This window comes from Streptomyces sp. NPDC044719, assembly GCF_056433405.1.
In genome coordinates this window covers 608,795-634,544 of sequence record NZ_JBWKHE010000002.1, presented here as the reverse complement: position 1 = coordinate 634,544, position 25,750 = coordinate 608,795, and the positions used below count along the sequence as shown (strand labels likewise).

Sequence of the window (25,750 nt, the reverse complement as noted above, 5' to 3'; positions counted from 1 at the left end):
CCCCGCCCTCAGCCGGCGAGCGCGACCTCCGCCTTCTGCGCCAGGACCTCACGCAGGCCACCGACCTGGATGCCCGCCTTGTCGAGCGCGGCGCGCAACGCGGTGCCGTTGGCGAGGACGGACGGGTGGTCGCCGTGCAGCAGCAGGACGTCTGCGTCGTGGCCGAGCGGGACCACGTTGCCGTTGACCGAGCGCACCGTCCCCTCCCGTACGACCTGGGCCGAGCGCTCGCCGATCAGCTCCGGGTCGTGGATGAGTCCGCCCTCGTGGGAGCGCGGCACCGGCATGCCGTCGTCGCCGTAACCGCGGTCGGCGAGGAACACGTAGCCCACCTCCAGGCCGCGCTTGCGGGACTCCTCCGCGAGCAGACCGCGCTGGCAGATGACGATGTAGTCGGTGTTGTACGCGGCGATCGCGTCGGTGATGGCGCGGGCGTGCTTGGCGTCGGTCTGCGCGATCGAGCCCATCCGGCCGTGCGGGGCGACATGGCTGATGGTGCCGCCGTGCACCCGCGCGAAGGCGTCCAGGGCGCCGAGCTGGTAGAGGACGTCGGTACGGATCTCCTCCTCGGTCGCCTCGATGAGCCGGCGGCCGAAGCCGACCAGGTCGGGGTAGCCGGGGTGGGCGCCCAGTTCGATGCCGCGCGCGACACAGTCGGAGACCGTCTGATCCATGATGCGCGGGTCACCGGCGTGGAAGCCGCAGGCGATGTTCGACGAGGTGACCAGGCCGAGCAGGGCGCCGTCGTCGCCGATCGTGTAGTTGCCGAAGCTCTCGCCGAGGTCGGCGACGACTGCTACGGAGTTGATTCCCATGGTGTATCTCTCCTGGTGGGGGAGTTGATTCAGCGGGCCGCGAGGGGCTGGCCCTTGGTCTCGCGCAGGAAGGCGACCGTGACCAGGGTGATCAGGGCGGTGATGATGGAGGCGAACGCCGGGACGAGGTTGTTGCCGGTCGACTCGATCAGCTCGGTCATCACCAACGGGGCGCTGCCGCCGAAGATGATCGTCGAGACGCTGAAGCCGATGCTGTAGGCGGAGTAGCGCACCGTGGTCGGGAACATCTCGGCGAGCATGGTGTGCACGACGGCGGCGTGCCCGGAGAAGGCGATCGCGAGGACGACGGTGCCGATGCAGGCGAGTCCGAACTCGCCGGTGGTGATGAGCCGGAACATCGGGTACGAGACGGCGGCCATGGCGAGGGCCGAACCGGCGAGGACGGGCTTGCGGCCGATCCGGTCCGACAGGCGGGCCATGAGCGGGATGCAGATCACGATGGCGACCAGGCTGACCGCGGTGACCGTGAGCGCCCGCAGCATCGAGAAGTTGTGCTCGCCGAGCGAGGTCTTCAAGTAGGTCGGCATGTAGACGAAGAGAAGGTAGTAGCCGGGGCCGTTGAGGGCCGGGAGGAAGATCGTGAGGACGATCGCCCGCAGATGGCGCCGGCTGGTGAAGGCCTCCTTGAGCGGGTTGCGCACGACGGTGTTCTGCTCGCGCAGCGCCTTGAAGTGCGGGGTCTCCTCCAGCCGGCGGCGGATGTAGAAGCCGACGTAGCCGAGCGGGACGGCGAGCAGGAACGGTACCCGCCATGCCCAGGAGGTCATGGAGTCGTCGCCGAGGGTCGTGATGAGGACGGCGGAGAAGGCGCTGCCGAACATCAGGGCGACGAACGAGCCGACGGCGATGAAGCTCATCATGTAGTTGCGGCGGGCGTCCGGCGCGTACTCGCCGACGAAGGACATGGCGCCGGCCACCTCACCGCCGGCGGAGAAGCCCTGCAGCACCCGGAGCAGCACCAGAAGGACGGGCGCGGCCACGCCTATGACGGCGTGGGAGGGGATGAGCCCGATGGCCGCGGTGGCGGCGGAGATCAGCACCAGGAGGGCCGCGAGAAGCCCCTTGCGCCCGAGCTTGTCCCCGAGGTAGCCGCAGATCACACTGCCGAACGGGCGGGCGATGAAGCTGACCAGGAAGCCGACGTTGGTGAGGAAGAGGCCTCCGGCCTCGGCCTCTCCCATGATGTTGATCGCGAGATAGGTGACGAGCAGGCCGTAGATGCCGTAGTCGTACCACTCGACGAAGGAGCCGATCGAGCCTGCGACGGTGGCCTTGCGGACGACCTTGCGGTTGGCGGAGACGACGTCGACCGCTGCCGCGCCGGGCTTCTCCGAGGATGCCTCGTCACGGTCTGAGGGGATGTCGAGCCGATCTGACGTTGTCATACGCGTTCACTTTCGGTGTCGCGGACTCCGGGGACGGTGTCCTCAAGGATCGTGCGCCGAGCGGAGTGACTGCCGGTGATCGCTCATGCGCCGAGATGCGCCCATGAAGGTGGGGCCAGGAGGGGAAAGCGGTGACAGTGCCTCAGGGGCGGGTGACCACGGCGCTGTTCGAAGGGGGCCCGCGCCCGAGAGTGCGGGCGGAAGCGTCACGGTGGGGGACCGCGGAACAGCGCCGGAGCCGAGTTGCGACTGGAATCTCGAATGAGAATAGGTTCGCATTCTCGAGGGGTCAAGGATGTGTTCACCTTCCCGTCAAACCCTTCCCCGCACCCCGCCCGCGCCTTCAGCCACCCCTTGTGCCGCGCAATCGATGGATGCACACTGACTGACGCGAAACGCGAAAGGTTTCGCATTTCCTGAAGGGACTCTGCGATGACCCAGGACAACGTGCGCGTCAACACGGCGTGGGAACGCGTCGACGAGCAGGTGCTCAAGCGGTTCCGCGCCCACTCCGTGGCCAACCTCGGCGACGCCCTCGACCGGCTGAACATCGTCGACGGAGGCATCGCCCCCATCTGGAACGGCGCCGCGGCCGTCGGCACGGCGCTCCCGGTGCTCACCGTCGCGGGCGACAACAAAGCCGTGATCGAGGCGCTCGAGCACATCCGCCCCGGCGACGTCCTCGTCATCAACGCTTTCGGCTACGACGGCCGCGCGATCATCGGCGACAACCTCGCCCAGCGGTTCGCCGTGCACGGTGCCGCCGGCGCGGTCGTCGACGGCTATGTGCGCGACGCCGCGATCATCGAACGACTCGGCGTCCCGGTCTTCGCGCGGGGGCTGACTCCCGCCGGGCCCTTCAAGAACGGCCCGGGCACGATCGGCGAAGCCGTCGCCGTCGGCGGTGTCGTGGTGAACCCGGGCGACATCGTCGCCGCCGACGGGGACGGCGTCATCGTCATCCCGCCGCACCGCGCCGAGGAGGCACTCCAGGCCGTGGACGAGATCGTCGCCCGCGAGGCCGCGCTCGACGCCGAGGTCGAGGCGCTACGCGCGCAGGCCTCCCGGTGACCGGCCGGGACCAGGTGCCGGGCCGCCTCCGCGTCGCCGTCGCCGCCCCGCTGTCCGAGGAGAACGGCGCGCTCGTCCGGCGGCTGGAACCGCGGATCGACCTCGTGGTCGACCACTCCCTGCTGCCCCCGATGCGCTGGCCCGCGGACTTCTCGGGCGAGCCGGGCTGGCGGCGCACTCCGGAGCAGCAGCGCGCCTACGAGGCCGCGATCGACTCGGCCGACGCCCTGTACGGGATCCCCGACGTGGACCCGGCCGCCCTGGCCCGCGCCGTCCGGGCCAACCCGCGCCTGCGCTGGGTGCACACCATGGCCGCGGGCGGAGGCGGCCAGGTCAAGGCCGCCGGCCTGAACGCCGAAGAGCTCGACCGGGTCCTCTTCACCACCTCGGCCGGGGTGCACGGACGCCCGCTCGCCGAGTTCGCCGTCTTCGGTGTGCTCGCGGGAGCCAAGGACCTGCCCCGTCTCAACCGCCAGCAGCGCGACCGCGAATGGAGCGGACGCTGGACGATGGGACAGGTGAGCCGGCAGACCGTGCTCGTTCTCGGCCTGGGCGGGATCGGCCGGGCCGTGGCCACCGCACTGCACGCGCTGGGCGCGACGGTCGTCGGGACGAGCAGAAGGGACGTCGCCGTCCCCGGTGTCTCCGCCGTGGTGCGTCCCGACCGCATCACCGAGGTGGCCCCCACCGTGGACGCCGTCGTCAACACGCTCCCCGGGACCGAGGCGACCGAACACCTGCTCGGCAAGCGGTTCTTCGACGCCCTGCGGCCCGGGGCCTCGCTGGTCAACGTGGGTCGGGGCACCGTCGTGGACGAGGCGGCCCTCGCCGACGCGCTCGACTCCGGCCGGGTCGGCTTCGCCGCGCTGGACGTCTTCGAGACGGAACCACTGCCGGCCGGCAGTCCGCTCTGGCACCACGACCGGGTGCTGGTCAGCCCGCACACCGCCGCGCTCGACGCCTCGGAGGACCGCCTCATCGCCGAACTCTTCGCCGCCAACGCCACCCGGCTCCTCGACGGTCAGGACCTGGTCAACCGGGTGAACACCGTCGAGTTCTACTGAGCGGGGACACGCTCGGCCGCGCCCCCGGTGCCGGGCTGCGGCGAGCAGGACCCGCCCCGATGCGGATGGTGGGCGGGCCCTGCTCGTGCGGACCATTGTCGGGATCGTGGACGGGCTGGGCCATGAGTGTGATGCGTCGGTGTGCGCGCGGCGCGCACACCCCGTGCGCGCGGCGCCCCTCACATGGCAGCGCTCATCGGGGGTACGCCGTGTGTGTGACCCCGGGTTATCCCGGTCGGCCCGTGGTGACGATACTGGCAGGCGCACCTGCTCCCGGCTCACAGATGGACCCATGCCGATCTCCTCCACCGTCCGCCCCCATACGCCCGCCACGGTGTGGCTGGCGCGCGGCCGCCATGCCTCCGGCGCCGCGGAAGACGTGCTCCGGCGCTCGCTCCAGCAGCGCAAGGACAGTCAGGACATCGACGACTTTCTGGAGTTGCCCGAGGCCGATACCGGCCCGTCGGAGCGGGTCTTCGAGGCGCGATGGCAGGTCGGGGACGGGGTGACCGTGCGGGCCCGGCTGAGCGTGACTCCCGGTCCGGACGGCGTGGGGCAGGAGTGGATCCTGGTCGCGGAGGCCGAGCAGCCGTGGAGCGACGACTGGCCGTCGCCGGCCGGCTTGTTCTGGCCACAGGAGCCGGACACCGCCTGGGACCAGGACCCCGCCACGGAGCTGTCCCTGCGGGAGGTCAATCCGCTCCCCCAGGACGACAAGGAGACCAAGCGCCTGCTCCGGAACGCGGTGCGCGGCGGATGGCACATTCACGTGGTCGTCCACGAGGCGATGACCGCGGACGAGAAGGGCCGCATGCCGGTGGCCCGGTGGCTGCCGCCGGGCCTGCGGCACCGGGTGGTGGAGCACCGCGCCCTCCCGCAGCAGTCGCGGGGGCTCAACTGGGCCCTGCGTGACTCCGGCGTCCAGGTGCCGCGCGGCGGCGCCGTGGTACTGCCCGGCACCCCGGCACCGGAGGGCTACGACGCCGAGGCCTTCTCCGTCCGTGCGGTCTTCCTCGACGGCTCGGAGCCGTCCGGCCTCGTCGAGGCGGTGAAGCGGTTCGCCGCGCTGCCGAGGCCCCTGCCCGACGGCGCCGAGGGGGCCCTGACCGCGCTGCGCGAGGACTGGCACCTGCTGAATCTCCAGGAGGAGCTGGACCGCCAGCGTGGTCTGGTGGCCATGTACGCCGAGGCTCTGGAGGCCATGACGAAGTCGCGTGACCTGTACCGGGAGGCGGCCGAGCGCGCCCACGAGGCCCTCACCGCCTACCAGGAATCCGGCGGGGCTGCTCCCGCGCGGCAGCAGCCCTCCGGTGCTCCCGCCGGGTCTCCGCTGCAACAGCTCACACGGACGTTCGAACGCTTCAAGCCCAAATCCCAGCGTCCCGTGACCCCGTCCCGGGACGAGCACTAGAAAACCCTCCTCGCGGGGCGCACGTGTCAGTCGTGGCCAGGTGGATACGCGGTCCGTACGGCAGTACGTCCCGCCCGGGAAGGCCTCCACGACATGGGCAACGACCAGTACCACTCGGAGACGACTCTCCGCGTCAACGGCAAGCCCCACACACTCACCGTCGACCACCGGCGGGTCCTGCTGGACCTCCTGCGGGAGGATCTCGGCCTCACGGGCGCCAAGAAGGGCTGCGACCACGGCCAGTGCGGCGCCTGTACGGTCCTGGTGGACGGACGGCGCGTCAACAGCTGTCTGCTGTTCGCCATCGCCCTGGACGGCAGCGAGGTCACCACCATCGAGGGCCTGTCCGGTGACGGTGAGCAGCCGCACCCTCTGCAACAGGCCTTCCTGGAGCGCGACGCCTTCCAGTGCGGCTACTGCACCCCGGGCCAGATCTGCTCCGCGGCCGGTGTGCTCGCCGAGGCGGCGGCCGGTCACCCCTCGCACGTCACCGACCCGGCGACGCCCTCCGGTGAGCCGGTGCCGCTGGGCCGGGGGGAGATCCGGGAGCGGCTGAGCGGCAATCTGTGCCGGTGCGGCGCGTATCCACGGATCGCCGAGGCGGTCGAGGACGTGATCCGGTGAAGGAGTTCGCGTACGTCCGTGCCGGGAGCGTGGAGGAGGCGACCTCCGCGTACGCCTCCCACGACGGTGCCCGCTATCTGGGCGGCGGCACCAACCTCGTCGATCTGATGAAGCTCGGCGTCGAGCGGCCCGCCGCCCTCATCGACGTCACCCGGCTGCCGCTGGACGCCGTGGAGGAGCTGCCGGACGGTGCGCTGCGGATCGGGGCGATGGTCCGCAACAGCGACCTGGCGGCCCACCCCCTCGTACGCGACCGGTACCCGGCGCTGTCGCAGGCGGTGCTCGCGGGTGCCTCGGGGCAGTTGCGCAACGCGGCGACGACCGGCGGAAATCTGCTCCAGCGCACCCGGTGCCCGTACTTCCAGGACCTGTCGAAGCCGTGCAACAAGCGCGAGCCGGGCAGCGGCTGCGGCGCGCGGGACGGTGTCCACCGCGATCACGCGGTGCTCGGCCACTCCGCGCACTGCGTCGCCACCCATCCGTCGGACATGGCGGTGGCGCTGGCCGCTCTGGACGGTCGTGTCGAGCTGTACGGGCCGGAGGGCGCCCGGAGTGTCGCGACGGCGGACTTCCACCGGCTGCCCGGGGACCGGCCCGAGCAGGACACCGAGATCCGCCCCGGCGAACTGGTCACCGGTGTGGTGCTGCCGGCCGCCACGGCCGGGCTGCCGTCGGCCTACCGCAAGGCCCGTGACCGGGCCTCGTACGCCTTCGCTCTCGCGTCCGTCGCGGTCGTGCTGCGGGTGTCGGACGGTGTGGTCGGTCATGCCGGGCTCGCCTTCGGGGCGCTGGCGCACCGGCCCTGGCGGGCCCGGCGGGCGGAGGAGGCGCTGCTGGGCGCGGCTCCGACCGCCGCCGCGTTCGAACACGCCGTCGATCTCGAACTGTCCGCCGCCCAGCCGCTGCGGGACAACGCGTACAAGGTGCCGCTGGCCCGGAGTCTCGCCGTGGACGTGCTGTCCCGGCTCGCGGACCCGGCGCTCACGAGGAGGACTCCATGACCGGCAGCGTGGGCGCTCCCGCCGAGCGCCGGGAGGGACGGGAGAAGGTCAGCGGAACCGCCCGCTACGCCGCCGAGTACCACTTTCCCGGACGGGCTCAGGCCTGGCCCGTGCCGGCGACTGTCGCCCGGGGGCGGGTGACCGGCGTCGACACGGCGGCGGCCCTGGCCGTGCCCGGTGTCCTCGATGTCCTCACCCACGAGAACGCGCCGCGGCTCACCGAGCCGGACGATCCGACACTCGCCGTGCTCCAGGACCCCCGGGTCCCGCACCGGGGCTGGTTCGTGGCCCTGGTGGTGGCCGAGACCCTGGAGGCGGCCCGGGCCGGTGCCGCCGAGGTCCGCGTCGCCTACGACGCCGAAGCACACGACGTGGAGCTCACCGCCTCGCACCCGGGCGTGTACGTGCCCGAGGAGGCCAACGGCGGTCATCCGGCCGTCCGTGAACAGGGCGACCCCGACGGGGTTTTCGGGTCCTCGGCGGCCCGGGTGGACGTCGGGTACCGGGTGCCGCCGCTGCACAACCACCCCATGGAGCCGCACGCCAGCACCGCCCGCTGGGACGACGGCCGGCTGACCGTGCACACGTCCAGTCAGGGCGCCGGTGCCGTACGAGCCGTGCTCGCCGGGCTGTTCGCCCTGCCGAAGGAGCGGATCGTCGTCACCGCCGAGCACGTCGGCGGCGGCTTCGGGTCCAAGGGCACGCCACGGCCCGACGTGGTGCTCGCCGCCATGGCGGCACGGCGGACCGGGCGAGCGGTCACCGTGGCCCTCCCCCGCCGGTATCTGCCGGCCGTCGTCGGGCACCGCGCTCCCACCCTGCACCGGCTGCGGCTCGGTGCCGACGCGGACGGGCGTCTCGCCTGCGTCGTGCACGAGGTCACCACCCATACCTCGCGCATCAAGGAGTTCGTGGAACAGGCGGCGGTGCCCGCGCGCGTGATGTACGCCGCGCCCCACAGCCGTACGGTGCACCGGGTCGCGGCGCTGGACGTGCCCTCGCCGTCGTGGATGCGGGCGCCGGGCGAGGCTCCGGGGATGTACGCGCTGGAGTCCGCCATGGACGAACTCGCCGGCGAGCTGGGCATGGACCCGGTCGAGCTGCGGGTCCGCAACGAGCCGGACGTCGAACCCGACAGCGGCAAGCCGTTCAGCAGCAGGCACCTGGTCGAGTGTCTGCGCGAGGGTGCCCGGCGCTTCGGGTGGGCCGGGCGCGATCCCCGACCCGGCTCCCGCCGGGAAGGGCCGCTGCTGCTGGGGACCGGCGTGGCGGCGGCGACGTATCCCGTGATGGTGTGGCCCGCCGCGGCGACGGCCCGGGCCCTGCCCGACGGGACGTTCCTGGTGCGGATCAACGCCACCGACATCGGTACGGGGGCGAGGACCGTCCTCGCGCAGGTCGGCGCCGACGCCCTCGGGGTGCCGCTGGAGCGGGTGCGGACGGAGGTCGGCAGCAGTGAGCTCCCGTCGGCGCCGCTGGCCGGCGGCTCGTCCGGTACCGCCTCCTGGGGCTGGGCGGTCCACGAGGCCTGTGCCCTGCTGGCGCGACGGCTGGCCGGGCACTCGGGGCCGCTGCCCGGGCAGGGCCTCGACGCCCGCGCGGACACCAGGGGCGCGGCGGATGCCGAGAGCGCCTGGGCGCGGCACGCCTTCGGGGCGCATTTCGCCGAGGTCGCGGTGGACACGGTCACCGGCGAGGTGCGCGTCGGCCGGCTGCTCGGGGTGTACGCCGCGGGGCGCGTCCTCAACGCCCGTACGGCACGCTCCCAGTTCGTCGGCGGCATGACGATGGGGCTGGGCATGGCACTGACCGAGGGCAGCACGATGGACGCCGCGTTCGGGGACTTCACCGAGTCGGATCTGGCGTCGTACCACGTGCCCGTGCACGCCGATACCGGCGAGATCGAGGCGCACTGGCTCGACGAGGACGATTCCCGTCTCAACCCGATGGGCAGCAAGGGCATCGGGGAGATCGGCATCGTCGGGACGGCCGCGGCGATCGGCAACGCCGTGCACCACGCCACCGGTGTCCGTTTCCGGGAACTGCCGCTGACACCGGACCGGGTGCTGGCCGGGCTGCTCGAGCGCCGTGGGGCGAACGACGTCCGGACCGGACCCGCTGCGAGCGGATCCGGTCCGGCACGGAACTCGTAGACGTCACTCCGCCATACCGCGTGCCTCGGTCGCCGGCAGGGGTGACCACTGTCCGCTCACGAGGGGCGCCACCGCGCGGAAGACCAGCGCGACGAGGGCCAGCAGCGCCGTGCACACGGCGGCACCGGCGGCGAACCACGGCGGGGCGAGGGCGAGGTCCACGGCCCGGGTCAGGGACGCCGACGGGAAGGAACTCCCGTACGCCTGGGCCCCGGCCAGCACCGTGGGTACCACCACCGCCCCGACCAGTACCGGCGCGACGGGGCGCAGGGCCAGCAGCAGCGCCAGCACCGTGCAGAGCACGGACAGGCCGAGGGCTATGGCGTGCAGGTCCAGGGACGCCCCGCCGCGCTGCAGCGGGAAGTGCGCCACCGCGCACACGGCCAGGGCCAGAGCCGTGAGCCAACTCGACCACGCCATGGACCTGGTGAGCCGCTCCGTCGCGCGGTCGCGGTCCGAGGGCGAGGAGTCGAGGGTCCGGCGGGCCTCGCGGCGCCGGGCCGGCCGGACGGGCGTCAGGGGCTGCGTGGTCTCGGCCTCGGGATGCGTGGGGCCGGTCGGCACGCGGCCGTTGCGGTCCAGCCGTTCCAGGCCGAGGCGGTCGATCAGCTCGACCAGCTCCCCGACGGACCGGCCGGTGGCGGCCGCGCGGAGTGCCTCCTCGCGGACGTGGGGCATGTGCGGCTCTTTGTGCAGCAGGGTCACCAGCCGGGTCACTTCCTCCACCGGCCGGTGGGCGGCCGCGGCCCGGATCGCCTCGTCCGCGCTGTCGGCGTCCCGCGGGGGCTTCGTCAGCAGGGCGATCATCCGGCTCACGTCCTCCACGCGCCGCTCCACGCCGGCCGTGCGGAGTGCGTCGACCATCGCCTCGGCGTGGTCGGGCGACTTCTCCAGCGACGTGATGAGGGCCACGACCTCCTCCAGAGGCCGGTCGGCCACGGCGGCGTGCACCAGGTCGCTGACGGCGTCACCGTACGGCGCGGGGGCCGGCCCCGTACCGGGCCGCAGTTCCACCTGATTGTCGTCCAGCGAACGGATCACGAACGGCCGCGCACCCGACCGCTCCGCCTCACCCACCGCTTCGTCCCGGTCCGGGCCGGGACCGGCGAGCCGGCCGGGCGAGGGGGCGACCTGGTCCTTGCGAAGAGCCGCGGACGGCCGGGCAGCCTGCCGGCGCGCTGAGCCGGCGGGCTCACCGGACGGCGTGCTCACCGCGTTCGGGCGAGGGCCAGCGGACGCGGCCGAGGGCCGATCCGCCTGATGCGGCCCGGAGCCGGCGGGCTCAACCGGCGGCGGGCTCACCGCGTTCGAGCCGGAAGCCGCGGCCTCAGCCGACGGCCGGTCCGCCTGATGCGGCCCGGAGACAACGGGCTCGGTGGACGACGGACTCACCGTGTTCGAGCGGGAGGCCGTGGGCTCAGCCGAGGGCCGATCCGCCTGGTGCGGCGCTGCGGGTTGGGCGGGCGGCGGGCTCGCCGGGTGCGGGCGAGGGCTCGTGGGTGCCGGCCGATCCGTGTCGTCCGGGTCGAGCTCGGCCGGGCGCGCGGGCTCCGGGGCCGCCCGGTCGGGGCCGCGGACGGCAGACCGCTCGGTCGCGGTGCCCGAACCGGGAGTGGCGGGGCGGTCGAAGGCCACATCCGCCTCGATCGAGTCCGGGGCGGCCGGCCGCGCGGACTCCTGGTCCGCCGGGGCCACAGCGGGGACAGCCTGGACAGCGGGCGGGGCGGCCTCGTCCGCACCGGAGACAGCCGGTCGCGCCGGAACCGCCCCGTTTACGACAGGGGCGACAGGCCCGGCAGACGGCAGAGCCACCTCGTCCACGCCAGGAGCGGGCGGCGGCGCCGACACCTGCTCCGCCCCGTTCACGGCAGGGGCATCGGCAAGGGCGGACAACACAGCCGGCTCCGTGCCCGGCGGGCCCGCCAGGTGGGACTCGGCGGGAGGCTCGGTGCCCGCACGGTACGTCTCGTGCGAGGGCGCGGCGGGCTGCGTGCTCGTCTGCTCCACCTGGTACCCGCCGGTGGCGGCGGTGGTCTCGGCGGACGGCTGGGCGGACCCGTTCGACTCGCCGGTTATGGCGGACCCGTTCGAGCGGGGTGATGAAGAGCAGGTGGTCATACTCGCCTCCATGGGAAGAGTGCGGCCGCTCCTGCGCCCCCCGTCGTGTGACGAGCGACGTTACGCTGACCATTACTAGGCGTCCCCTTCACCCCGTGCCACTCGTGTGAGCCACCGGGATGACCACCCGCACGGGAAAATCCGCCGACTCGCCGACATGTCGGGCCCCGGCCGCAATACAGCCGCCGGAAACGGGAATCCAGGTAGGGACACCCCGTGTCGCGGCATGCCAGGAGGAGGGCAACCCGTGGATACGACCACAACGGTGATCATCCTGGCCGCGATTCTCGCGGCCTTCGTCCTCGTTCTCGCCGTCCGTATCTTCCTGAGACTGGTCCGGACCCGGCGCGATCTGCGGACCGCGGGCCTGCCCACGGGGCCGCGCTGGGTCTTCTGGGGTGCGGTCCTCTATTTCGTCCTGCCCGCCGACGTGCTGCCCGACCCGGTGTACCTCGACGACATCGGTGTCCTGCTGCTCGCTCTGCGTACCGTCCGTGGCTCCCTCGGCGAGCGGGATCGCAGGCCGACACGCCGGGCTGACCAGGAACCCGCGAAATAACTACGGAGAGTAAGGAAACCAACCACCCGTTCGATTCGTATAAGTCTCTGGAAGCCGAAACAAGCGAGCGGCCGGGGGGCCGCGCCCAATGACCAACGCTTGGTCGGCGCAGTACCGACGAGGGAGAGACGATGCAACCGTTCGCGCTCAACTACGCGCGCCCGGCAGTGGAGTTGGAAGCTGCTATTCCGTATGTGTACGACACCGGACTGCAGTTGAACGTGCTCCTCGACGGCCGTATCGCGGCCAGCGACTTCGGCCTGTTGAGAGAGGTGGGCACCACGACGTCCACCGCAGGCTCCAAGACACACTTCGACGACTGACCGGCCGCCGAAGATGACCGTACTCATCCTCACCTGTGAGGAGGACGTGACCGCGGACATGGTGGTCGTGCACCTGAACGCGACGGGGGTTCCGGTGGTCCGGGTCGATCCCGCCGACCTGACCGGCGGTGTCGCGCTGTCCGGTGAGTTCGTACACGGCCGTTTCCGTGGCCATCTGTCCGCCGGGGGACGGCTGGTGAGCATCGGGGGACTGCGCTCGGTCTGGGTGCGCCGGCCCGGCATCCCGGCCGGGCGGGCGGCCCAGCCGTCCGCGTGGCTGACCGAGGAGGCCGCTCAGGCGCTCTACGGCATGCTGCGGGGCTCGGACGCGCGCTGGATGAACCACCCGGACGCGGCCCGACGGGCCCGGCACAAGCCGTGGCAGCTGCGTCTCGCCCAGCGGTGCGGCCTGCCCGTGCCGGCGACGCTGATCACGACGTTCCCCCGGGCCGCCCGCGAGTTCGCCGAGCGCTATCCGGACCTGGTGGTCAAGCCGGTGTCGGGCGCGCATCCGCAGGACCCGCCCCGGGCGGTGCCGACCAGCCGGGTGGCGCCCGACACGGACTTCTCCGCCGTCGCGTTCGGGCCGACGCTGTTGCAGCGGCGGGTCGCCAAGCGGGCCGACATCCGTCTCACCGTCGTCGGTGAGCAGCCGTTGGCCGCCCGCAAGGCGACCGCCGCGGACGCGGACCCGGACGACGTCGACGTGCGCTTCGCCGCGCCCGGCTCACCGTGGCGGCCCACCGATGTGCCGTCGTGCATCGCGGCGGGTGTCCAGGCGTACCTGCGTGAGGCCGAACTGGCCTATGGTGCCTTCGACTTCGTCGAGGACGCGGACGGGACCTGGTGGTTCCTGGAGTGCAACCAGTCGGGGCAGTTCGGGTTCGTCGAGGTGGAGACGGGGCAGCCGATCGCGCGCACCATCGCCGAGTGGCTGGCCCGCCCGGTCCCCGGGCAGTCGCCGCATGTCAACGGCTCGAGCACGACGGTCCGTTGACCGCCGGGTCCGGCCACGCGCCGGTCCCGGGCCGTCTCACGACCATGACCTCCCGGCTCACGGCTGCCGCGGGGCGGGGAGCATGGCCGTGCGCTGCCAGCCCGTGCCGGGGGCCTGCGGGCGGTCGTAGCCGGGGGACTGTGAGGGCCGCATGACCAGCTCCAGTTCCCTGCTCACGCGTTCGGCCTCGCGGCGAACCTGTGTGGGCACATCGCCGCACTCCGCGATGAGTCGGTCGTAGATGGGGGAATCCTGGAACACCTGGCAACGTGCCTTTCTGCTCGTCGTCCCCGTGCGGGGGCAAGACTGAGAAGTCTAGGCGGCCCGGTATCCCGGAGTGTGAATTCCCTGGGATGACTTGACGCAGAAAGGACATCTGTGCCAGGCGAAGTGGTGGGGCTCTCACGCTCCCGTGGTGGAGCCCGGCCGAACGATCATGAGGACGGTGACCGTCGCCCACAGGAGGTTGAAGATGCCGGTGAACATGGCCAGCTGCACGGTGTTCCGGTGATCGACGGCCTGTTCGCCGGTCAGCCGGTCGAGGAGCTCTTCCTGGCGGGGCAGCACGAAGGCGGCCAGGATCCCGGCGGCGGCCGCGGTCAGCGCGATGGAGGTGACGAGCCATCCGCTGCCCAGGACACCCATCGCGGCACCGGTGGCCAACCCGAGGACCGGGACGGTCAGTCCGACCCCGGAGTAGACGCGGCAGATGCGGTGCAGCAGCGCGACCGTGCCGACCGCCGAGGGGCCAGGGGTCTCGCCGGGCGCGGCGGCCGCACGACGCGCCGCCGGCGGGAACATGCTGGCCGCTACGGTCACGGGACCGATGGCGACGATGGCGGCCAGCACATGGAGGGACAGCAGGATCTTGGTCACCGGGACTCTTTCCAATTCCATGACGCGATCGACGATGCCGGGCTCACGTTAGGGAGCCGGGACGTGATCTCCCAGGGGCTGGAACGACAGCTTCCAACGGGTTCTCGCCAACTGGTCCGACCTGCGCTCTCCCCTCACGGGCCACCCCGTCCCCGGGTCACACCGCTGGCGGGAACCCGCCTAGGGTGACGGGCATGCACTCCGTGGCGATCCTGGTTCTCGACCGAGTGGTGCCGTTCGACATGGCGGCGCCCCAGCAGACGTTCGCCTGGACCCATATGCCGGACGGGCGTCCCGCCTACCGGGTCCGGTTGTGCGCCGAGACACCGGAGGTGCGCGCCGACGGCGGCTTCACCCTGCGCATCGACCAGGGGCTCGAGGCGCTGGCGGAGGCCGACACCGTCATCGTGCCGGGCTGCTCCCCCGACGCCGCGCCGCCGTCCGCCCGGGTGCTGGCGGCGCTGCGGCGGGCGGCCGAGTCCGGTACCCGGATCGCGTCCGTGTGCGTGGGCGCCTTCGTGCTGGCCGAGGCCGGGCTGCTGGACGGGCTGCGCGCCACGACGCACTGGGTGGCCGCCGGCGAACTGGCCCGGCGGTTCCCGGAGGTCGAGGTGGAGCCGGACGTGCTGTACGTGGACAACGGGCAGATCCTCACCTCGGCCGGTGCGGCGGCGGCGCTGGATCTGTGCCTGCACATGATCCGGCGGGATCTGGGGTCGGCCGTGGCGGCGAACATCGCCCGGATGTCGGTGATGCCGCTGGAACGGGAGGGCGGGCAGGCCCAGTTCATCGTGCACGAGCACCCGCCGGTGCCCCGGGGGTCGGCGTTCGAGCCGCTGCTGGAGTGGATCGAGGACCATCTCGCGCACGAGGTGACATTGGGCACACTGGCGGCGCGCGCGGGGATGAGCGAACGGACCTTCAGCCGCCGCTTCCGCGAGCAGACCGGCACCACGCCGTTGCAGTGGCTGCTGCGGGCGCGGGTGCGGCGCGCCCAGTACCTGCTGGAGAACACGGATCACTCGGTCGAACGGATCGCGCGCCAGGCCGGGTTCGGCTCGCCGACGGCGTTCCGGGAGCGGTTCCGCAAGGTGGTGGGCACCACGCCGTACGCGTACCGCACGGCGTTCCACGGGAAGACGAACGCCCCGGCGGCCCGTCCATAGGCCACCGGGGCGGTACCCGGCCGTGTGCCGGGCCTCACGCGATGTCAGCCGACCAGCGTCAAGCCACTCTCCCCGTCCGCCTCCGCGGCCTCGGACCGCCCCTTCGTGAGCAGCAGGGCGTCCGCCTTGGCGATGGCGTCGTGGATGACGGACCTCCCCATCATCACGCACAGCGTGTAGCTGACGTCCTCAAGCTCGCGTGCCGCCGTCGGCACGTGCCTCTCCGCTTGAGCGATCCTCAGCGACGCGTACCGCGTCAGCAACTCCCTGACGACCTTCCGGTCCGGTACGAGCACGTAGCGCCCCTCTCTCTGTTTTTCGCTCCGTATGCCCGAACCACGCGGAAACATTCACATGTTTTACTCACGCAGGGTGGAAATGACTGGAATTGATCGGTCTGTTGTCACCGGGGGATGAAACCCCCTGCCGAAGGACTCAACTCCCCCACACAGAACGGTGATTCGCCCGGCACCTCCCGCCTCGCTGCCATAGTCGAGAGCCCCTCCGGAGGTGGTTGTGAGCACAGAGGTGAGCGGGAGCACCGCGGGACGCGTCGCCGGCCTGGCAGCACGCCGGGACCGGGCGGTGGCGCCGGGCGGGCCGCGCAGACGCGGGGAGTTCTCGGCCAGGGAGCGGATCGAACGGCTCGTGGACAAGGACTCCTTCACCGAGACGGGCCTGTTCGTGCGGGCCCGGCCCGCCGGTCAGGACGCCCGCCGCCCCTACGGCGACGGGGTGGTCACCGGGTACGGCACGGTCGACGGCCGCCCGGTGTGCGTGTTCGCCCAGGACTCCACGGTGTTCGGCGGCAGCATGGGCGAGGCCTTCGGGGAGAAGACCGTCGCCCTGATGGACCTCGCCCTGAAGACCGGCTGCCCGGTGATCGGCCTGAACGACTCCGGCGGCGCCCGGATCCAGGAGGGTGTCGCCGCCCTCGCCCTCTACGCCGAGCTGGTGCGCCGCAACGTCAAGGCGTCCGGGGTGATCCCGCAGATCTCGGTCGTCCTGGGGCCGTGCGCGGGCGGCGCCGCCTACTCCCCGGCGATCACCGACTTCACGGTGATGGTGGACGGCGCCTCGCACATGTTCGTCACCGGCCCCGACGTCATCGAGACGGTCACCGGCGAGCGCACCACCGCCGAAGAACTGGGCGGCGCCCGCACCAGCAACACCGTCAACGGCAACGCCCACTTCCTGGCCGCCGACGAGGAGGACGCCCTCGACACCGTGCGCGACCTGCTGTCGTACCTCCCGGCCAACAACCTGGAGCGGCCCCCGGAGTACGCACCCGGGCACGCTCCGCCCGGGGCCCGGCTCGACGAGGTCGTCCCGGACCGGCTCGGTGAGGCCTACGACATGCGCGACATCCTGCACGCGGTCGTCGACGACGGTGAACTGCTCCAGGTGCAGGAGCTGTTCGCGCCGAACATCATCTGTGCCCTGGCCCGGGTCGAGGGCCGTTCGGTGGGCGTCGTCGCCAACCAGCCGCTGCGTGCCGCCGGTGTCCTCGACATCGACGCGTCGGAGAAGGCGGCGCGGTTCGTGCGGTTCTGCGACGCGTTCGGCATCCCGCTGCTGACCTTCGCCGATGTGCCCGGGTATCTGTCCGGGGTACGGCAGGAGCAGGCCGGGATCATCCGGCGCGGCGCGAAACTGCTGTACGCCTACGCCGAGGCGACGGTGCCCAAGGTCACGGTGGTGGTGCGCAAGGCCTACGGCGGCGGATACGCGGTGATGGGCTCCAAGCATCTGGGCGCCGACGTCAACCTCGCCTGGCCCACCGCGCGCATCGCCGTCATGGGCGCCGAGGGGGCCGTGGGCGTGCTGCACCGGCGCGAACTCGCCGCGGCCGATGACCCGGAGGCGCTGCGCGCCCGCCTTCTCGCCGCGTACGAGCGCACCCACGGCACCCCGTATCTCGCCGCCGAGCGCGGCTATGTCGACGCCGTCATCGCGCCGCGCGAGACCCGGGAGCAGGTCTGCCGCGCGCTGCGCGCCCTGCGCGGCAAACGCGCGCCGATGCCGGAACGCCGGCACGGCAACATCCCGCTCTGACCTCGCCTTTTCGACTCGTAGGCCGATCCGCGCCGTGAGGAGCCCCGCCTGATGGACAGTCGCCGCCCCCTGCTCACGCCCGTGTGCCCGACGCTGCCGGAACATGTGTGGCACTGGGCCGAAACCGCCCCGGACCGCCGGGCGTTCACCTTCGTCGAGCATCCGGCACAGCACTCGCGCGGCGTCCACCGCACCCTGACCTGGCGCCGCCTGGAGGTGCGGGTGCGGGCGCTGGCCGCGCGCCTCGCCGAGCGGGCCGGGCCCGGGGACCGGGTCGCGCTGCTGTGCCCGCAGGGCACGGAGTACGTGACCGCCTTCCTCGCGGCCCTGGCCGCGGGACTGGTCGCCGTACCGCTGTATCCGCCGGACCTGCCCGGGCACGCGGACCGGTTGGCGGGTGTCCTGGCGGATGCCCGGCCCTCGGTGGTCGTGACCACGAGCCGGGCCCAGGACGAGGTGCGGGACTTCCTCGGTTCCGACGGACCGCGGATCGTCCTGGCGGACCAGGTGCCCGACGACGCCGCCCGCGACTGGCGGCCCGCCCCGCCGGACGCCGAGGCGACGGCCTATCTCCAGTACACCTCGGGTTCGACCCGCGCCCCGGCGGGCGTGGAGATCAGCCATGGCAACGTCGTCGCCAACGCCCGCCAGGCGCTGACCGCCTACGGGCCCCCCGACGCCGGCCCACTGACCTGCGTGGGCTGGCTGCCGCTCTACCACGACATGGGGCTGGTGCTGAGCATCGCGGCCCCGGTGACACGCGGGCTCCTGTCGGTCCTCATGGACCCGGCCGCGTTCCTGCACGAGCCGGTGCGCTGGCTGCGGCTGCTCGCCGCGCACCCGAACGTCGTGAGCGCCGCGCCCAACTTCGCCTACGACTACTGCGTCGCGACCGTCACCGACGAGCAGAAGGAGGGGCTGCGGCTCGACAGGGTCACCGCGCTGATCAACGGCAGCGAGCCGGTCCGCCCGGGCACGGCCGACCGTTTCCACGCGGCGTTCGCCGCCCAGGGCCTGGCGCCGGAGACGCACTGTCCGTCGTACGGCCTGGCCGAGGCCACCGTGTTCGTCTGCGCGGCCCGGCCGGGTCAGCCGCTCACCCGCTTCGCGCTCGACCGTGACGCCCTGGCGGCCGGGAAGGCCCTGCCCGCGCGGCCGGACGATCCCCGGGCCGTGCTGCTGGCAGGCTGTGGCACCCCGGCGGGCCAGCGGGTCCGGGTCGCCGACCCGGTCACGCGGGCCCTGCTGTCGGAGGGTGAGGTCGGCGAGATCTGGGTGCAGGGGCCGAACGTGGGGCGCGGCTACTGGAATCGGGGGTCGCGGGAGGTGTTCGGCGCCGAGTTCGCGGACGCCGCGGCCGGTCCGGGCGGCTGGCTGCGGACGGGCGATCTGGGGACGGTGCTGGAGGGACAGCTGGTCGTCACGGGGCGGCTGAAGGACCTGATCATCGTGGACGGCCGCAACCACTATCCGCAGGACGTCGAGGCGACGGCCCAGGACGCGGACCCGGCGGTGCGCCGGGACCGGCTCGCGGCGTTCGCCGTGCCGGGCGGCGCCGGTGAGGGAGTGGTGGTCGTGGCGGAGCACGCGCGCACCGCGTGCCTCGCCGAGCTCGACGTACCGGCCGTGGTGCGTGCCGTGCGCGGTGCCGTCTCCGCCCGGCACGGGCTGCGGCTCGCCGACGTGGTCCTGGTGCCGCCGGGCACGGTGCCGCGTACGTCCAGCGGGAAGGTGTCGCGGGCGCTGACCCGGACCCGGTACCTGGAGGGCGCGTACGGCGGCCGGGCCCGGGCGGCGACGGCGGGTGCCGCGGGATGAGGCCCGTCGACGAGGGCGCGCTGCGCCGGCTCTTCGCCGAGCGGATGGCGGCCTGGTGCGGCACGTCCCCCGAGGCAGTCCCGATGGACCGGCCGCTGGCCGACCTCGGCATGTCCTCACGGGACGCGGTCGCCCTGGCCGGTGAACTGTCCCGGGCCACGGGGCAGCAACTGCCGACGACCCTGCTGTGGGAGACGCCGACCGGAGAGGCGCTGGTGGCGCGGCTGTGCGGCGCGGGAGCATCGGGATCCGAGACCGATCCAATGCCGCGAGCCGGACTGCCGAGCGGTACGGCCGAGCCGGTCGCGGTCGTCGGGATCGGCTGCCGGCTGCCCGGCGGGGTGCACGGCCCGGACGACTACTGGCGCCTGCTCGGCGAGGGCGTCGACGCGATCCGGCGCGTCCCGGAGGACCGCTGGCGCGACTTCACCGCCTTCCCGCCCGCGGACGCGCACCCGTACGGCGGCTATCTCGACGACATCGCCGGGTTCGACGCGGACTTCTTCCGCGTCACCCCGCGCGAGGCGGCGGTGATGGACCCGCAGCAGCGGATCCTGCTGGAGGTCGTGCACGAGGCGCTCGACCACGCCGCCGTACCGGCCGGGTCACTGGCGGGCACCGCCACCGGCGTGTTCGTCGGCGTCTCCGCCCCCGAGTACGGGCAGCTCACCGGCGCCGACCCGGCCGCCGTCGATCCCTGGGCGCCGGCCGGGGGTGCCCTGAGCGTCGCCGCCGGGCGGCTCTCCTACGTCCTGGACGCCCGGGGGCCGAGCATGGCCGTCGACACGGCCTGCTCGTCGTCGCTGGTCGCCGTGCACCACGCCTGTGTCAGCCTGCGCACCGGCGAGAGCGACACGGCGATCGCCGCCGGGGTCAACCTGCTGCTGTCACCGGCCGTCTCGGTGGCCTTCCGGCGCGCGGGGGCCCTCGCGCCGGACGGGCGCTGCAAGCCGTTCTCGGCGGCGGCCGACGGCATCGGGCGCGGCGAGGGCTGCGCCGCGGTGATCCTCAAGCGGCTGTCCGACGCCGAGCGGGACGGCGACCGGGTCCTGGCCGTCATCCGGGCCACCGCCGTCAACTCCGACGGCCGCTCGAACGGGCTCATGGCACCCAACCCGGCCGCGCAGCGGACGCTGCTGCGGAGCGCGTACGCGCGGGCGGGGCTCCCCGCGGCCCAGGTCGACTATGTCGAGGCGCACGGCACCGGCACCCCGTTGGGCGACCCGATCGAGGCGGACGCGCTCGGTGCGGTGCTCGGCCCGGACCGTGACCCGGACCAGCCGCTGCTGCTGGGTTCCGTGAAGGGCAACCTCGGGCATCTGGAGTCGGCCGCGGGCATCGCGGGCCTGGTGAAGACCGTGCTGGCCCTGCATCACGACAGCATCCCGCCCTCGCTGCACTGTGCGGAGGGCAGTTCCCTCGCCGACGAACGGCTGCGGGTGGTGACCGAGCCGGAGCCCTGGCCGCGCTACGGCGGCACCGCTGTCGCGGGGGTCTCCGGGTTCGGCTTCGGCGGCACCAACGCGCATGTGGTGCTGGAGGAAGGACCGCCCGGCCTGCTCCCGGCCCGACCGGCCGAGGAGCCGGCGGCCCGCCTGCACCTGCTCTCCGACCTCGACGCCGAGCGCCTGGGCGACACGGCGGGCAGGCTGGCCGGCTGGCTGCGCGACAGCGCCGCGCACCCGGCCGACGTGGCCCGGACCCTGGCGGGGCGCACGGGCCGGGGTCCCGTACGTGCCGCCGTGGTCGCCCGGGACCGTGCCGAACTCGTCGATGGTCTCGGGGCGTTGGCGACAGGGCGTCCGGACGCGCGGCTGGTGACCGGTGACCGCGACCGCGTCGGCAACGGCACGGTGTGGGTCTTCTCCGGCTACGGCAGCCAGTGGCCCGGCATGGGGCGCCGGCTGCTGGCCGAGGAACCCGCGTTCGCCGCCGCCGTCGAGAAACTCGACCCGCACCTCGCCCCGGAGTGCGGCCTGTCCCTCTACGACCACCTGTCGTCCGGTGCCGGTCTCGATCGCTTGGAGGTCGCCCAACCCGTCTTGTTCGGGCTGCAATTGGCGCTCGCCGAGCTGTGGCGTTCGTACGGGGTGGAGCCCGCCGCGGTGATCGGCCACTCCATGGGCGAGGTGGCGGCGGCCGTGTGCGCGGGCGCGCTGGACGTGGCGGACGGGGCGCGTGTCATCGCCGTACGGGCCCGGCTGCTGAGCGGCCTGAGCGGCGGCGCGATGGCCGTGGTGGACCTGGACGACACCGAACTGGAGTCCCTGGAGCGGGACTTCCCGGGTGTGCATGTCGCCGTGCACTCCTCGCCCCGGCAGAAGGTCGTCACCGGAGAGGAAGCGGCGGTGGCCGGGCTCGTGCGCCGGCTGGAGGGGCAGGGCCGGGCGGCGCGGGCCATGCGGGTCGTCGGTGCCGGGCACTCGCCCCAGGTGGACCCGCTGCTGCCGGAGCTCGTCGACGCGCTGTCCGGCATCCGGGGGCGGCGGCCGGAGGTCCCCGTCTACTCCACCGTCCTGGACGACCCGCGCGACGACCGCGTGTTCGACGCGGACCACTGGGCGGCCAACCTGCGGCGGCCCGTGCGGCTGGACCGGGCGCTCGCCTCGGCGGCGGCCGACGGCCACACGGCGTTCGTCGAGATCTCGCCCCATCCGGTTCTGACGGGGGCCGTCGCCGACACCGTGCCCGGCGCCCTCGCCCTGGCCACCCTGCGCCGGGACGCCGACGGTTCCGAGGCGTTCGCGGGACAGCTCGGTGCCCTGTACGTCGCGGGACAGCGGCTGCCCGTGCCGCCCGGCCGGGTCGTCGACCTGCCCCTTCCCCGCTGGCGGCACGTACGGCACTGGTGGACGGACGGCCGGGCACACCCCGAGCCGGTCACGGAGGAACCACCCGTCGAAGCGCCGCCCTCGGAGCCCTCTTCGGTCCTGGCCCGGCTGACCCAGCACATCGCCGCCGTCACCGGCCACCCGCCCGCCCGGGTCACCCGGGGCACCGCCCTGGCCGACCTGGGCCTGGACTCGCTGATGGCCGTCCGCGTCCGTACCGCGGTGGAGCGCGATTTCGGCGTCGCGCTGCCCCTGCGCGACCTGTTCGCCGCCGTCACCGTCGAGGACGCCGCCGACCGGATCCGGCAGGCCCTCCCCCGCGAGGACACCCCGCTGCGCCCGCTGCGTGCCACCGGTTCGCTGCCCCCGCTGTTCCTCGTCCACGCCGCCGGCGGTCCGGTCGCCGTCTACCGCGCGCTCGCCGAACGGCTCGGGGACGACCAGCCGGTGTACGGGCTGGAGCGGATCGAGGAGGCCCGGACCGTGCCGGAGAAGGCGCGCCGCTACGCCGAGGCGATCGACGCGGCTCACCCCGACGGGCCCTGCGTGCTGGGCGGCTGGTCCTTCGGCGGCTTCGTCGCCCAGGAGACCGCGCGGCAGCTGACCTCCGCCGGGCGGGAGGTGCGGCTGGTCGTGCTCATCGACTCCGTACGCCCTCTCCCCCGTCCGGGACTGACTCGGGCCGATCGGATCCGGGCACATTTCGAGGGCTTCGCCCGCCACGTCGCCGACACCTACGGCGTGCGGCTTAAGTTGCCGTACGACGACCTGGTGGCCATGGACGACGACAGCTCCCGTATCGACACCGTGCTGCGGGCGCTGCGCGAGGCCGCCGATGTGCCGGCCGCGGCGCTGGAGCATCAGCGGGCCTCCTATCTGGACCTGGGCATCGGGGAGTCGCACCGGCCCGGCGGCCATGACGGGCCGGTCGTCCTCTACCGGGCCGCCGAGCCCGCGCCGCACACGGTGCGCGACCCGGCGTACGAGCGGGACGACGAGGCGCTGGGCTGGGACGAGGTGTGCCCGCGCCTGGAGGTCGTGCCGGTGTCCGGTCACCATCTGTCGCTGCTCGACCCGCCGCACGTCGACGAGATCGCCGTCCATCTGAGCCGGGTGCTCGCCGAGCGGGCCCCCTGAACCGGAACCCGAGGAGCCGCCATGTCCGACCTGTCGCCGAAGCCCGCCGCCGGAGTGTCCCGGCGCACCGTCGCCAGAGCGACGGCCGCCGCCGGCCTCGCCGCCCTGTTCGGGGCCGCGAGCGGCACGGCCCGTGCCGGGGCGGCCACCCGGCTCGGGCCGCGCACCCTCGACGTGTCCGTGCCCTCCGCCGCGCTCGGCCGCAGCGCGCCCCTCCGGCTGATCCTGCCGTCGGACTTCGGCACGCGGCCGGAGCGGAAGTACCCGGTGCTGTACCTGCTGCACGGCGCCCACGACGACTACACGTCCTGGACCCGCGAGACGGACATCGAGGCCTTCACCGAGGGCCGCGCCCTGATCGTGGCGATGCCGGACGCCGGCCCCACCGGCATCCCCACGGTCTGGCGCGGCGGCCCCGACTACGAGACCTTCCAGGTCGAGGAGGTGCCGGCGCTGCTCGCCCGGGACTACCGGGCCTCCGGGGTGCAGGTGGTCGCGGGGGTCTCCACCGGCGGCTACGGCGCGATGGCCCACGCGGCCCGCCATCCCGGCGTGTTCAAGGCCGCGGCCTCCTACAGCGGCATCCTCGACACCACCGCCCCCGGTGTTCCCGCCCTCATGGACGCCATCGTGGCCCGGGAGAACCTGCCGGCCCGATCCCTGTGGGGTCATCCGCTGCTCAACGCCCTGACCTGGCGCGACTTCAACCCGCGGACCCGTGCCACCGGGCTGCGCGGCACCGCCCTGTACATCTCGCAGGGCAGCGGAGTGGGCCCGGGCAGCGGCGATCCGCTGCCCGGGGTGCTGGAGAGCGCCCTGTGGCCCTCCGCCCAGGGCTTCGCCGGGGCGCTGGCCCTGCTGGGCATCCGGGCCACCACGCACTTCTACTCGGGAGGAGGACACGACTGGCCTTACTGGAAGCGGGAGTTCACCGCCTCGTGGCCGATGCTCGCCCCTGCGCTGGGCGTGCCGGCGTGACGGGGGTGCCGTCGGGGCACGGAACGGAGCGGAGGGGACGTCCGTCCAACACTGGACTTCCCACTCGTCCCACCGGCAACAGCCCGCGGGTGAGCCGCTTCCGGTCGAAAGGAGTGTCCGTGATGGCCGTGCCCACCCCGCACGGCGTGCCGGACCGTCCCGGTACGCCGCCGGTGCCGCCCGAGCTGGCGGAGCTGCTGCGCGCCCAACTGGCCTCCGTCGCCGACCTGGTGGAGGAGGAGGTCTGCCGTCAGGTGCCCGAGTACGCGCGGCCCGCCGACGGGACGTACCGCAAGAACCTGCGGTCCGGGGTGGTGCAGGCGCTCACCCTGTTCGTCGACCACATCGCCGACCCGCGCGACGACGGAGGCGCGATCGCGGCGACGTACTACGAACTCGGGCGCGGCGAGGCCCTGGAGGGCCGCAGCCTGGACGCCTTGCAGTCAGCGCTGCGGGTGGGCGGGCTGCACGCCTGGCGGCTGATGGGCTCTACGGCGGAGCAGCTCGGCCTCGACTCCGCTGTCGTCGCCGCGCTCGGTGAACTGGCGTTCCGGACCGTGCACGAGGTCGCCCAGGCGGCCGCGGCCGGCTACGCGGAGGCTCAGCTGCGCAGCACCGACGAGCTGGAGCGGCGCCGCAGGCGATTGCTCGATCTGCTGCTGGAGGACGGCCCGGTGGCGCTGGAGGCCGTCCAGGATCTGGCCCACGGTGCGCGCTGGCCGGTGCCCCGGACGGTCGCCGTGGTGGCGCTCGCGGCGGCGCCGGACCGGCGGGAGGAGGACCGGCCGCTGGCCGCGGCGGGCGCGCTGGTGGACATGGGGTCCCGGCCGCCGCGCATGCTGGTGCCCGACCCGGACGCCTCGGGCCGCTTCGGCCGGGCGTTCACGCTCGCCCTGCGCGGCCGGCCCGCCGCGATCGGCCCGACGGTGGCGGTCACGGAGGCCGCGCGGTCGCTGCGCCTGGCCACCAGGGCGCTCGGGCTGATGGGGCGTGGCATCCTGCCCCGCCAGGGCGTGGAGCACTGCTCCGACCATCTGTCGACGCTGCTGCTGTACGGCGACGAGCCGCTGCTGGAACGGCTCCAGGCGCGGGTTCTCGCGCCGCTCGACACGGTCTCGGCGGGGCAGCGCGAGCGGCTCGCCGAGACCCTGCTGGCCTGGCTGCTCAGCGGCAGCAACGTGCCGGACGTCGCCGCACGGCTGCACATCCATCCGCAGACGGTCCGCTACCGCCTGCGCCAGCTGGAGAAGCTCTTCGGGGACGCCCTGTACGATCCGGGCATCCGCCTCGACCTCATTCTCGCGTTGCGCGCGGAATCCCTGCACACACGGCAGAACTGACTCCCGC

General features: G+C 73.3%; 21 protein-coding genes. 15 read left to right on the top strand and 6 right to left on the bottom strand.

The features are described 5' to 3' along the window. Positions 1–8 precede the first annotated feature (8 nt). Positions 9–815, bottom strand: a complete 807-nt coding sequence (locus tag AC07DF_RS09625; protein ID WP_478968688.1) for a LamB/YcsF family protein — start codon at positions 813–815, stop codon at positions 9–11. Between the two features lie 29 nt (positions 816–844). Continuing rightward, positions 845–2,221, bottom strand: a complete 1,377-nt coding sequence (locus AC07DF_RS09620; protein WP_478968686.1) for an MFS transporter — start codon at positions 2,219–2,221, stop codon at positions 845–847. A 432-nt stretch (positions 2,222–2,653) separates the two neighbouring features. On the opposite strand from AC07DF_RS09620, the gene AC07DF_RS09615 reads away from it, so the two are divergent. The 6 genes from AC07DF_RS09615 to AC07DF_RS09590 all read left to right on the top strand — a co-directional run bounded on the left by AC07DF_RS09615 (position 2,654) and on the right by AC07DF_RS09590 (position 9,545). Further along, positions 2,654–3,292, top strand: coding sequence for an RraA family protein (locus AC07DF_RS09615; protein ID WP_478968682.1), 639 nt, complete (start codon positions 2,654–2,656; stop codon positions 3,290–3,292). Continuing rightward, positions 3,289–4,356, top strand: a complete 1,068-nt coding sequence (locus tag AC07DF_RS09610; protein ID WP_478968680.1) for a D-2-hydroxyacid dehydrogenase — start codon at positions 3,289–3,291, stop codon at positions 4,354–4,356. Before AC07DF_RS09615 ends, AC07DF_RS09610 begins: the two co-directional genes overlap by 4 nt. A gap of 292 nt (positions 4,357–4,648) precedes the next feature. Beyond that, on the top strand, positions 4,649–5,767 hold the full coding sequence (locus AC07DF_RS09605) for a hypothetical protein (RefSeq protein WP_478968678.1): 1,119 nt from the start codon (positions 4,649–4,651) through the stop codon (positions 5,765–5,767). 93 nt (positions 5,768–5,860) lie between these two features. Beyond that, positions 5,861–6,391 carry a (2Fe-2S)-binding protein gene (locus AC07DF_RS09600; protein WP_478968675.1) on the top strand — a complete coding sequence of 177 codons (531 nt, stop codon included), beginning with the start codon at positions 5,861–5,863 and terminating at the stop codon, positions 6,389–6,391. Continuing rightward, positions 6,388–7,392, top strand: a complete 1,005-nt coding sequence (locus AC07DF_RS09595) for an FAD binding domain-containing protein (protein ID WP_478968672.1) — start codon at positions 6,388–6,390, stop codon at positions 7,390–7,392. The genes AC07DF_RS09600 and AC07DF_RS09595 overlap by 4 nt, the downstream gene beginning before the upstream one ends. Next, positions 7,389–9,545, top strand: coding sequence for a xanthine dehydrogenase family protein molybdopterin-binding subunit (locus tag AC07DF_RS09590; protein WP_478968670.1), 2,157 nt, complete (start codon positions 7,389–7,391; stop codon positions 9,543–9,545). The genes AC07DF_RS09595 and AC07DF_RS09590 overlap by 4 nt, the downstream gene beginning before the upstream one ends. A gap of 3 nt (positions 9,546–9,548) precedes the next feature. On the opposite strand, the gene AC07DF_RS09585 is transcribed toward AC07DF_RS09590, so the two are convergent. Further along, positions 9,549–10,757: a hypothetical protein gene (locus tag AC07DF_RS09585; protein WP_478968668.1), complete on the bottom strand. Its 1,209-nt coding sequence runs from the start codon at positions 10,755–10,757 to the stop codon at positions 9,549–9,551. A 1,153-nt stretch (positions 10,758–11,910) separates the two neighbouring features. On the opposite strand from AC07DF_RS09585, the gene AC07DF_RS09580 reads away from it, so the two are divergent. The 3 genes from AC07DF_RS09580 to tgmB all read left to right on the top strand — a co-directional run bounded on the left by AC07DF_RS09580 (position 11,911) and on the right by tgmB (position 13,542). After that, on the top strand, positions 11,911–12,222 hold the full coding sequence (locus tag AC07DF_RS09580) for a YkvA family protein (RefSeq protein WP_478968666.1): 312 nt from the start codon (positions 11,911–11,913) through the stop codon (positions 12,220–12,222). A 131-nt stretch (positions 12,223–12,353) separates the two neighbouring features. Further along, complete coding sequence (gene tgmA, locus AC07DF_RS09575) at positions 12,354–12,545, top strand: putative ATP-grasp-modified RiPP (RefSeq protein WP_184586832.1); 192 nt, start codon at positions 12,354–12,356, stop codon at positions 12,543–12,545. Positions 12,546–12,558: 13 nt separating this feature from the next. Next, positions 12,559–13,542, top strand: coding sequence for an ATP-grasp ribosomal peptide maturase (gene tgmB, locus AC07DF_RS09570; RefSeq protein ID WP_478968663.1), 984 nt, complete (start codon positions 12,559–12,561; stop codon positions 13,540–13,542). 57 nt (positions 13,543–13,599) lie between these two features. Here tgmB and AC07DF_RS09565 read toward each other — a convergent pair whose 3' ends face one another. Both AC07DF_RS09565 and AC07DF_RS09560 read right to left on the bottom strand, forming a co-directional pair. Further along, a complete protein-coding gene (locus AC07DF_RS09565) occupies positions 13,600–13,803 on the bottom strand; it encodes a hypothetical protein (RefSeq protein ID WP_399028647.1) in 204 nt (67 codons plus the stop codon). A 141-nt stretch (positions 13,804–13,944) separates the two neighbouring features. Next, entirely contained in the window at positions 13,945–14,418 is a 474-nt protein-coding gene (locus AC07DF_RS09560; RefSeq protein ID WP_478968660.1) for a hypothetical protein, read from the bottom strand. A gap of 194 nt (positions 14,419–14,612) precedes the next feature. Between AC07DF_RS09560 and AC07DF_RS09555 the strand changes: the two genes are divergently transcribed. Then, positions 14,613–15,584 carry a GlxA family transcriptional regulator gene (locus AC07DF_RS09555; RefSeq protein ID WP_478968658.1) on the top strand — a complete coding sequence of 324 codons (972 nt, stop codon included), beginning with the start codon at positions 14,613–14,615 and terminating at the stop codon, positions 15,582–15,584. A gap of 44 nt (positions 15,585–15,628) precedes the next feature. Here the strand turns inward: AC07DF_RS09555 and AC07DF_RS09550 are convergent, their stop codons facing one another. Then, positions 15,629–15,880 carry a DUF5133 domain-containing protein gene (locus tag AC07DF_RS09550; RefSeq protein ID WP_478968656.1) on the bottom strand — a complete coding sequence of 84 codons (252 nt, stop codon included), beginning with the start codon at positions 15,878–15,880 and terminating at the stop codon, positions 15,629–15,631. Positions 15,881–16,100: 220 nt separating this feature from the next. Between AC07DF_RS09550 and AC07DF_RS09545 the strand changes: the two genes are divergently transcribed. From AC07DF_RS09545 to AC07DF_RS09525, 5 genes are all read left to right on the top strand, one after another. Beyond that, positions 16,101–17,639, top strand: a complete 1,539-nt coding sequence (locus AC07DF_RS09545) for an acyl-CoA carboxylase subunit beta (RefSeq protein WP_478968654.1) — start codon at positions 16,101–16,103, stop codon at positions 17,637–17,639. Positions 17,640–17,690: 51 nt separating this feature from the next. Next, positions 17,691–19,457, top strand: coding sequence for a fatty acyl-AMP ligase (locus tag AC07DF_RS09540; protein ID WP_478968652.1), 1,767 nt, complete (start codon positions 17,691–17,693; stop codon positions 19,455–19,457). Further along, positions 19,454–23,425 (top strand): acyltransferase domain-containing protein, encoded by a 3,972-nt coding sequence (locus AC07DF_RS09535; protein ID WP_478968650.1) that lies wholly within the window; start codon positions 19,454–19,456, stop codon positions 23,423–23,425. The genes AC07DF_RS09540 and AC07DF_RS09535 overlap by 4 nt, the downstream gene beginning before the upstream one ends. Positions 23,426–23,446: 21 nt before the next feature. Beyond that, the gene (locus AC07DF_RS09530) at positions 23,447–24,403 is read left to right on the top strand and encodes an alpha/beta hydrolase (protein WP_478968648.1); all 957 of its coding nucleotides are present in this window, start codon (positions 23,447–23,449) and stop codon (positions 24,401–24,403) included. Positions 24,404–24,525: 122 nt separating this feature from the next. Continuing rightward, on the top strand, positions 24,526–25,743 hold the full coding sequence (locus AC07DF_RS09525) for a PucR family transcriptional regulator (RefSeq protein ID WP_478968645.1): 1,218 nt from the start codon (positions 24,526–24,528) through the stop codon (positions 25,741–25,743). Positions 25,744–25,750 lie beyond the last annotated feature (7 nt).